The following is a 1580-nucleotide window of genomic DNA, read 5'->3' as shown; positions in this document are numbered from 1 at the left end:
CTGAGTATAAACCAATTTCTCGATTTACAGCAAAAGCTGATTGTGAGCGTGTTTATGATGTAGAAAGGAAGAAATTAAAGATGTTAATAAATAAAGTCAACAAGGTGAGTCTCACAACTGACATGTGGAAGTCGAAGAACCAAAAAATTGAATATATGGTTGTTAATGGACATTGGATTGATGCAGAGTGGAAACTTTAAAAAAGGGTTCTCAACTTTGTTCAGATGTTACCACCTAGGTGCGGAGTTGACATAGCTTCTGCCATATTCAAGTGTGCAAAGGAATGGGGTATTGAACAAACAATTTACTCTATTTTTGTTAATAATGCTTCGAACAATGATGTTGTTGTGAATCGTTTGAAAATTGATTTTGGGAGAGCAAAAAAGCTACTGGTTGAGGGCACGTTGTTTCATGTTCGTGGCTATACCTATGTACTAAACCTCATGGTTCAAGATGGGCTAACTGAGATTACAGATATTTGTGAAAATATTAGGGATAGTGTGGACTACATTTGTCGCACTGATGGGAGGTTCTTAGTGTTTGCTGAAATTGCTCAACGATGTGGTGTTCCAGGGAAAAAGTTGATTCATGATTGTCGAACTAGGTGGAATTCGACTTACGAGATGCTGAGTTGTGCCTTAAAGTTTCGAGAAGTTTTTGCGCAGTATGCAGAGCGAGATTCTAATTATAACATATGCCCAACTGAAGAAGATTGGGATAAAGTTGAAAAGGTTTGTGTTATTTTAGCTACATTTTGGAATACCACACATGTTATTTCAGGTAGTGATTATCCGACTAGCAATTTATTCCTCCCAGAGGTTCTTAATGTGAGATTGATTTTGGATGCTCAAGCTGATAGTGAGCATGAGTTCATTAGAAGAATGGTGGCTAAAATGAAGCTTAAATTTGATAAGTATTGGAAGGAGTGCAACTTGTTGATGTGCATTGCAGCCATCTTGGACCCAAGACAGAAAATGAAAATGGTACAGTTTGCATTTTCTAATATGTATTCTGAATTTGAGGCACAGGTTAGCAGGAGTACGAAAGGTCATCTTTGACCTTTATGAAGAATATGTGAAATTGTCTACGCCTACAAGTGGCGAGACTCCAACATCAAGTTCTTCTTTATCTCATGGCCATAGTAATGAAAATATTAGTGTGAGCTCAACGCCAAATGTATGGGATAAACTGAAGGAGTGGGAGTTTCCTGGAGATAGCACTAGTGAGACCCAGAGGTCTGAGTTGATGGAATATCTTGAAAAATCTCGCGAGCAACCATCATCTAATCCCGAGGCATTTGATTGTTTAGATTGGTGAATGAAGAATCAGACCTCATACCCAGTGTTGTCTCCTTTGGCAGCAGATATATTGGCTATTCCTATAACTACCATAGCATCTGAGTCTACTTTCAGTGCTGGGACAAGAGTGATCGATTCTTATCGAGCTTCACTAGCTCCTGACACTGTTCAGATACTTTTATGTGCAGGTGATTGGTGTAGACATTTGCATGGAGTGAAGAAGAAAATGAAAGTAAGTTTCATTCTTTTAATTTTATTATGAATGTACAATATGTTATATTG

General features: G+C 37.9%; 2 protein-coding genes. Both read left to right on the top strand.

Features of this window, described 5'->3' with window-relative positions:
• Window positions 1-200: hypothetical protein (locus AC220I_RS22370; protein WP_486726083.1), on the top strand; the 200-nt coding region annotated here is incomplete at its 5' end.
• 147 nt (window positions 201-347) lie between these two features.
• On the top strand, window positions 348-1058 hold the full coding sequence (locus AC220I_RS22365; protein WP_486726082.1) for a DUF4413 domain-containing protein: 711 nt from the start codon (window positions 348-350) through the stop codon (window positions 1056-1058).
• Window positions 1059-1580: the final 522 nt, after the last annotated feature.

Source organism: Fusibacter sp., assembly GCF_057447755.1.
This window is presented reverse-complemented; position numbering and strand designations above follow the sequence as displayed.